The 8275-nt window shown below is 54.5% G+C and carries 5 protein-coding genes; 2 read left to right on the forward strand and 3 right to left on the reverse strand.

From position 1 onward, the window contains the following. Positions 1–715: 715 nt before the first annotated feature. The 3 genes from KA369_21775 to KA369_21785 form a co-directional block, all read right to left on the reverse strand. The gene (locus KA369_21775) at positions 716–1822 is read right to left on the reverse strand and encodes a hypothetical protein (protein ID MBP7738619.1); all 1107 of its coding nucleotides are present in this window, start codon (positions 1820–1822) and stop codon (positions 716–718) included. Positions 1823–1937: 115 nt separating this feature from the next. Next, positions 1938–2507, reverse strand: a complete 570-nt coding sequence (locus KA369_21780) for a TIGR00730 family Rossman fold protein (protein ID MBP7738620.1) — start codon at positions 2505–2507, stop codon at positions 1938–1940. Further along, positions 2504–2890 carry a hypothetical protein gene (locus KA369_21785; GenBank protein MBP7738621.1) on the reverse strand — a complete coding sequence of 129 codons (387 nt, stop codon included), beginning with the start codon at positions 2888–2890 and terminating at the stop codon, positions 2504–2506. Before KA369_21785 ends, KA369_21780 begins: the two co-directional genes overlap by 4 nt. A gap of 312 nt (positions 2891–3202) precedes the next feature. On the opposite strand from KA369_21785, the gene KA369_21790 reads away from it, so the two are divergent. Next, positions 3203–6394, forward strand: a complete 3192-nt coding sequence (locus tag KA369_21790) for a PAS domain S-box protein (GenBank protein ID MBP7738622.1) — start codon at positions 3203–3205, stop codon at positions 6392–6394. Between the two features lie 345 nt (positions 6395–6739). Then, a complete protein-coding gene (locus KA369_21795; protein MBP7738623.1) occupies positions 6740–8140 on the forward strand; it encodes a PHP domain-containing protein in 1401 nt (466 codons plus the stop codon). Positions 8141–8275 lie beyond the last annotated feature (135 nt).

The raw sequence follows: 8275 nt of genomic DNA on the forward strand, positions 1-8275 counted from the left end.
TCATCAGGCACTCCGGCGGTGACGACAGGGGTTGCCTACATCGGCCTTAATGGGACCATAACTGTAGATGGGCAGGGGACTGTAGGCAGCGCTTTTGCCGGTCCCCAGGCTGTATCCACATTGGCAGGGACCTCCTTCGCGGGCCTGACCCCGAACACGTACTACCGGATTATCGTGGTTTCATCGAATGCCTCCGGTGCATCGATACGTCAGACGGTGTACTTAACCGGGCCCGCAGCGCCGGTACTGGGTCCACTATCTATTAACGCCACCAGCACCTCGACCCAGGTCGATCTTGACCCGGTGTCCTTCACGTCATCAGGCACTCCGGCGGTGACGACAGGGGTTGCCTACATCGGCCTTAATGGGACCATAACTGTAGATGGGCAGGGGACTGTAGGCAGCGCTTTTGCCGGTCCCCAGGCTGTATCCACGTTGGCAGGGACCTCTTTCGTGGGCCTGACCCCGAGCACGTTATATCGGATTATCGTGGTTTCATCGAATGCCTCCGGCGCATCGATACGTCAGACTGTGTACCTAACAGGTCCCTAACGCGCCAGACCTGGATCAGCATTGGTCTTAGAGTACGATTTACAGGTCTGACGTCCAATACGGAGTACCGGATAATTATCGTGGTGCGAAATGCCACAGGTTATTCAGTAAGGCGGGTAACACAAACGACACCATGATCCTATCGTACGAATAGTCGGCTACCTCACAGCCCCTTTTTCCCGCTCTGCTCATAGACGGTCTTCTGCAGAAGATTTTCCAGGGCGACCTTTCCGGCAATGGAGAGGTCGCCCACCTCGATTTTCCTGATGCTCTTCATCAGGGAGATGGCCTTGAAGATGTCGCTCTTCTGGAAGGTCCCCCGCTTGATATCAAGGAGGGCTTCCTTCTCTTCTTTTTTCAAAACGTAAATCGCCGTCTCGCCGGTGGAGAGGGAAAAATTGAACAATATGGCGTCTATCTCTCCAATGGGGATGGCGAACTGGCCGGTCTTGACGATCCCGCCGAGCTTCCGGTAGGTGAAGGCGTCTTTCGTGATCTCCACGCGGTGACTCCTGCCGATGTTGTTCAGGAGGGAGAGGACCGCGAAGGCGGTGATGAAACAGATAACGCCCACTGCGATGTAATACTGGACGGGCCCGGTGGCGAAGGGTTTTGACCCGTATATGACCATGCCCATCGAGGAAAGCGCCGTGATGAGAAAGATATAGGTCCTGAAGGCGTACCTGTTTTTCCAGGTAAAGGCCGTGGCGCCTCCGGCGGAGGCGACGGTTATATGACCCGGCTTTAACGTCGGGCCCGCTATGTTCGGCGCCGCGGCCAGGTTCACCCGCTTCGCAAGGTCGGCGCGGAAGGCTTCGGCCTTCTCTTCGCTCTGTACGGAAAACAGGGTCCAGAAGGAGCCGTCCTTTTTTTCCATCTCCACCACCCTGGAGGTGGACCGGTTGCCCTGGTGTGAATGCACTTGAAACCCCTTGATCTCATCGTAGGGGATCACCGCGCGTTCCGTGTCGTCCTTCCCCGTTTCTTTTATGACGCAGGCGCCGTTGATATTATCGAATTGAAGGTATTCCGGAATTTTAAGCTGGGTGATTACCATGACGCCACCCATGAGAAAGAGGAGGCCGAAGCCGGTGCAGAAGATAGGATAATGTATGTCTATGCCGGGGGAGAAAAACAGGATGAGTCCTACGGGAAAAAAGATAATGCCGATGATAAGGCACAGGGCCCCCAGCACCCTCTCAAAGGTGCGGGTCCTTTTCAGGGTTATGACCGCTGTTTCTTCTCTGGGAGAGATGATCCTGTAGTTCATGGCGCCTTCCTCGGAATGGGATTGTCATGATGATGACCCGGGAGGATATTTTTTACAAGAAGAATTTATAATGCCCTGAAGGCGAGGTCACGTGACCTCGCCTTCAGGGTGTTATTCAATACCACTTGCTCTCCAGCTCCACTGGCTCATAATCCCGCAGCGCCCTGATGGCGCTCTCCGCGTCGGGGACCACACTGTAAAGGTTCTGGAAGATTCTTTTAGCGAAGCTTTCAGAGTAGATGGTATCGAAAAATCTTAAAAGGTTGTCGTAAAAGCCGTTGGTGTTGATGAAAACCACCGCCTTTGCTTGAAGCTTTAACTGCTTGAGGGTCAGTATCTCCATAACCTCCTCAAGGGTGCCGAAGCCGCCGGGGAGGGCGATAAAGGCGTCGGACATCTCTTCCATCACGGCTTTGCGCTCGCGCAGGTCCTTCGTGAAGATGATCCGGTCCGCCTTTTCATAGGTGATCCCCTTGTTCCTGATCGATTCCGGGATCACCGAAATGACCGTCCCGCCGCTCGCGGTTGACGCGCCGGCCAGCTCTCCCATGAGGCCGACGGACACGCCGCCATACACGAGGGTAAAGTTGTTCTCGCCGAGGCTTCGTCCCAGGTCGCGGGCTGCCCTGAAATAGTCTCCGGACACTGCCGAGCTTGATGAGCAGAATACGCAGATGTTTTTCATGGGGCCGTCTCTTCCCTGACCTCGACTTTCTTCATGAACACCCCGGTTGCGCGGTCGATGTACTCGGTCGTAAAGGCCGTGCGCTCGATCACCAGGAAATATCCCCCAGGATCGATGGAGAACCCGTTATGGTACTCCGACACCAGCAGGGCCTGGTGAGGCGCCATTTCGACGATGGTTTCGCCGTCATCGTTTTTCAGCACCAGGCCGGCCCTGCCCTGGAGGCACACAAAGAGCTCCGGGCAGGTGTGCTTTTCCAGCACGGTGACGTCCTCCGGCCGGGCGGCTTCAGGACGGTACAGGCCGGCCCGCCAGGAGCCGCTGTCCCTGAAGATGACGGACCAGCGGGAATTGGGCAGCAGCGCGGTAATGTCGATATTCATGAGGTTTCCTCTATGGTGTTATACGGATGTCATGCCATCCATGACGGTGAATTCGGCATGTAATATTTTCAATCAATAAATGTCAAATAGTTCTGATTTTACATTATGTCTGTACAAATCGCGAGGGATTGTAAACCGGTGCATCATAGTCCAGTCGAAAGGCTTGACTTTTTTATCAGTACGGTTATATTATCATCAGTATGCGTACGAGATACGGCCCGATACCTGAAGGATCAATTCACCGGATTTTACTAAAGTCGATATCAATGCACGGCCTCACAAAAAAGCGCTCTAAGGGGACATTCGTTAATAATGTCAGGGGATCCTAAAACCATCCTCCTGGTCGAGGACGAGGCCATTATCGCGATGGCCGAAGCTAAAATGCTGGAACGGAACGGTTACCGCACGGTCCTGGCCCACAGCGGCGAAGAGGGGGTCCGCATTTTCCGGGAGAACGGCGCCATTGACCTGGTGCTGATGGATATCGATCTCGGCCCCGGCATCGACGGCACCCAGGCGGCCGCGATGATCCTCGAGAAGAACGACGTCCCGGTGGTCTTTCTGTCAAGCCATACGGAGCCCGAGGTGGTCGACAGGACCGAGAGGATCACCTCGTACGGCTACGTGGTGAAGAATTCCGGCGAAACCGTGCTCAACGCCTCCATCCGCATGGCCTTCAAGCTTTACAGCGCCCACCGGGAGCTGAGAAAACGGGAGGAGCGTCTCATCGAGATACTCAAGGAGAAGGACAAGGCCGAGGATTCGTTGAGAAAAAGCGAAAAAAAATTCGAGGCCATCTTTCAATGCACTCCCAACGCCGTCATCATCGTTGAAAACGAAACAGGTTTCATCATCGACGCCAACAGGGCCGTGGAATGGACCGGGTGGACCAGGGAAGAATTGATCGGCGGCCGCGCCCCGATGTTTCAGAACTGGGTCAAATCGGACGACGAAAAAGTATTGGCCGCGAAGGTCGTCAACGAAGGTAAAGTTGTCAACTATCCCTTTGATCTATATAAAAAAGACGGCACCGTCGCCCACTGCCTCTTGAATGCCTTCTTTGTGCCTGTCGAAGATAAAAAATACCTCCTGGCCATAACGAGCGACATTACCCCGATCATAGAGTCAAGGGAGGAAATGTCCCGGGCAAAGAACGAGCTGGAGAAGGCCCATGGCGAGCTCCAGGCGGCAAACGAGGAGCTCCAGTCGACGAACGAGGAGCTCCAGGCGACCCTGGAGGAGTTCGAGGCGTCCAACGAGGAGCTAATACGGTCCCAGGACGACCTCATGCGCCACGAGGCTGATCTGAGGCGAAGCGAGAGGAAGTACAGGGCTCTCATTGATATAACCAACACGGGCATGGTGATACTTGACGGAGAAGGAAGGGTGCTCGAAGCCAACGATGAATACAAGAGGCTGACCGGCCGCGAAAATCTTGATTGTATCATAGGCAAGCACGTCTCCGAATGGACGGCGCCCCATGATCTTGAGAGAACCCGCGAGGAGTGGCAGAGGCTTATAGACCAGGGAATACTGAGAAACCTGGTCATGGATTATGAGGATGGGAAGGGCTCCATTATTCCGGTCGAGATCAACGCGGCCGTTGTGCGTGACGGGGATAGTGTGCGGATCTTTTCCCTCTGCCGTGACATCACCGAACGGCGGAAGAGGGAGAAAGAGCTCGCCGAGACCTGGGCCATCCTCAGGTCCGCCTTCGATCAGACGCCCATACCGATGCTGCTGGTCGGGGCAAAAGACTTTAAAATCATCATCAGCAACCCGGCGTGCAGGGATTGCCTCCGCATTGATGCGGAAACGTCCTACATCGGCCAGAGCCTCCTCGCCTTGAAAAGGACCTGGCAGGACCTGGACGCCGATGGGAAGCCAATGGAGCCTAAAGACACGCCCCTTGTCCTGGCCCTGCGGGGCGTGGTTACGAGGAACAGGGAAGGGCGCATACGCTTTGATGACGGGACCGAGCGGTGGCTGCTTATCAACAGCGCGCCCGTTCTCAGTCCGGACGGCGCGATCATAGCGGGATTTCTGGCATTTGACGATATCACCGAGCAGAGGAACACCCTGGAATCACTTCGCCGGAGCGAGACCATGTTTCGCCTGCTTGCTGAAAAGATGAATGACATAGTCTGGACTACGGACCTTGACCTTCGCACCACTTATATCAGCCCTTCCATCGAGAAAATCCTCGGATTCACCCCGGAGGAGCGGATGGCCCAGAACCCCGGCGAGCAGTTAATCCCCGCGTCCCTCGCCCATGCCGCCGGCCTCCTCAAGAAAGAGCTGGAACGCGAGAAGGAGAGCGGCGTCGATCCGGACAGGAATATCTTCCTGGAAATGGAATATTACCATAAGAACGGCTTCACTGTCTGGCTTGAAAGCAATCTTTCGTGGCAGAGGGACGCCGGCGGTACCATCGTCGGTATCCATGGCGTCTCCCGGGACATTTCCGTAAGGAAAAAAGCCGAGACGGAGCTCCAGCAAAAGGCGGAGCTTATAGAGGGGATAGTAAGCAACATGCCCGGCGTGGTCTACCAGTTCTACGCGACCGATAAGGGTGAGATGGGGCTCGATTATGTTGCCGGCAGCGTCATGGAGGTCTTCGGCCTCGACGGCAATCCGACTGATTTTTTCGAGCGTTTCACGGCCTGCGTCGCGGACAGTGACCGCGAAGGGTTCCTTGAGTCCATCAACCGGGCCGTCGCCTCGGTTGCCCCGTGGAATTTCACCGGCTCCTTCGAGAAGCCAGGCGGAGAAAGAATTGACTTCCAGGGGCTGTCACTCCCGATCCGACACGGGGACCGCATCGTCTTCAGCGGCGTCATGCTGGATGTCACTGAGCGGAAAAAGTCAGAGGAGGCCCTCGCGTCTGCCCTGGAGGCGAAGGAGTCTCTGCTGCGGGAGCTTCAGCACAGGGTCAAGAACAGCCTCTCAATCATCGCGAGCCTCGTGGGGTTTGAATCGGACAGGATCGACAACCTGGCCATGAAAGAGATCCTGGAGCACATTCGGAACCGGATCATATCCGTTTCCCAGGTCTATGACATGCTCTATGAGACACAGGAGATCAAGGAGCTGCGGCTCGACCAGTACCTCCGGCAGCTCGCCGAATACCTCATGAAAACCTTCAACGCCGGCCGCGCGCGGCCGGTGGAGCTCCGGATGGACCATGAGGATATCCGTATCAGCACGAAGCGGGCGATCCCGGCCGGACTCATCCTGAACGAGCTCCTGACCAATGCCATGAAGCACGCCTTTCCCGGAGAGCAACAGGGTGCCATCGCCATGACCCTTGTCCGCCGCGGGGACAATGTCATCCTTACGGTGGCCGATGACGGCGCGGGACTGCCGGCCGGCTTCAATTTAAACGAGTCAAAGGGCCTGGGACTGGTCCTGGTGCGCACCCTGGCGACGCAGCTCGGCGCTACGGTCGAGTATGCCGGCGGCGAGGGGGCCAGGTTCTGCATTTCCTTTCCCGTGGAGGGGTAAAGTCTCCAATCATAACCCATGCCATTCCCCAAGTATTTATCAACCTGTAATTATTTTTGTTGTTGATTAATTCCTGGAAACAGTTTAAACAGTTTATGGGCATTTCTGCAAATTAGATCTTTCAATGTATCAGCATTGTGAAATTCTAATTATAATTATAAATGCCTGCAGGGGAGCACGCAGTTCTGTTTTTTTAAGGCTCCCTAATTATAAATATAAAGTATCTCCATATCTTGTTGTAGGAATCGTACATTTTTTCCGATCGTTCTATTTCCGAGGCGAGGGATCATGCTTGCGCCATTCATCTATTTTTTTCAATAATTTTAACTGCTCAAGGAGGTTTGTATGTTTACGAAACGGTTTCTATTCATACTTGCGGGCCTGACAGTGCTATTCCAGTTGTCATGCTACTTTGGCAGACCCCGGGTATTCTACTTTGACGGCCATATCCATACGACGCATTCCGATGGCAGCGGTTCGATAGCCGATGTAAAAGAAGCGGCGATTGCGCGCGGTCTTAACGCGGTTTTCGTCACCAATCACGCGAAGCAGATCGTCGACATGAATGAATGGAACGATATCGTCGACACCTGCGAGGCCCTCTCGGACAGGGATCTGATGATGATCCCCTCGTTTGAGATTACCGGCAGTGAGAGCCTGCTCTGCCGCGATCACATGCTGGCCTGGGGGGTTAAAAATCCCTTTGTAGGCAATGCGGCCGACGCACTGGTTCCTGAAGAAATCTGGGTGTCGCCGAAAAATCCCTTCGGCACCGGTCCCATGTATCCCGCATCGTTCCGCCAGTGGTCGGACTGGATCCATGAACAAAAAGGGATAGCGGTGCACAATCACACCACCGGGACGACGCAGCTTGATTATAATGTCGATTTTATCGAGGTGATCAACATGAGCCATATCAAGGATATCGCCGATTTCGCCCGGCAGCTGGGTTTGGGCGCGGATGATGCGTGGAACATGGGCCTCCTGTTGAACAGCTTTTCCGTTTACGGCGACAAATATCTGCAGATGCCGGTGAGCTTGCCCTACAACGGGGGTACCATGCAATTGTCTTTGCAGCAGGCCCTGTACCAGGGGGTCGGCCAGTGGCTCGGCCCCAACACTCCCCAAGGGCTCCTCGATAAGGGCGCAACGCCGTCCGTTCCGCTCAATTCATGGGATAATCTCCTGATGGCGTTTATCAACGGCGAAATCGATCATCCTATCTATTGCGTGGGGAACAGCGATTCCCACAACACGGCCAACACCGTCATCGGAAGCGCCGATTATGATGATTCGGATGTGGGCGAAGTCAAAAATGGCGTTTATCTCACCCATCATAACAAGGCGCACTTTTTTGACGCCGTTCGCCGCGGAAATCTCTTCACGACCACCGGTCCCTCGATCTATTTCGAAATTGAAGGTACGATCATGGGCGAAACGCTCAGGATCAACACCAAGAGAAAAAAATCGGTAAGAATGAAGCTGTATGTAAATTCCGAAAGCGCATCGGCGGTTCTTGTCGCGGTCAGCATCGTTAAAAACGGAGAAGTTATCCATGCCGTTCAGCCGATGGCTTCGACATACATGGTTGAGCTGGACAATGACGCGACCGGCGACTGCTATTACCGTGTAGAAGTCACTTCAATGGAATCATCGGACGGCAAGCCGAGATTTGCCTACGCAAACCCGGTATTTATCGATCGTACGGGTAAACTCACAGGTTCCTGTCATGGCAAAAGGTTGTGAGGAGGCAGATCGAGATCAGTTGCGATTGTGTTTATGATTATAATGAATAAAAAAACGGCCCGTTCTTGAATCAAAACGGGCCGTTTTCATTAGCGGGTGATGGGAATCGAACCCACGTGACCAGCTTGGAAGGCT

This window comes from Spirochaetota bacterium, from assembly GCA_017999915.1.
Classification (GTDB): Bacteria; Spirochaetota; UBA4802; order UBA4802; family UBA5550; genus RBG-16-49-21.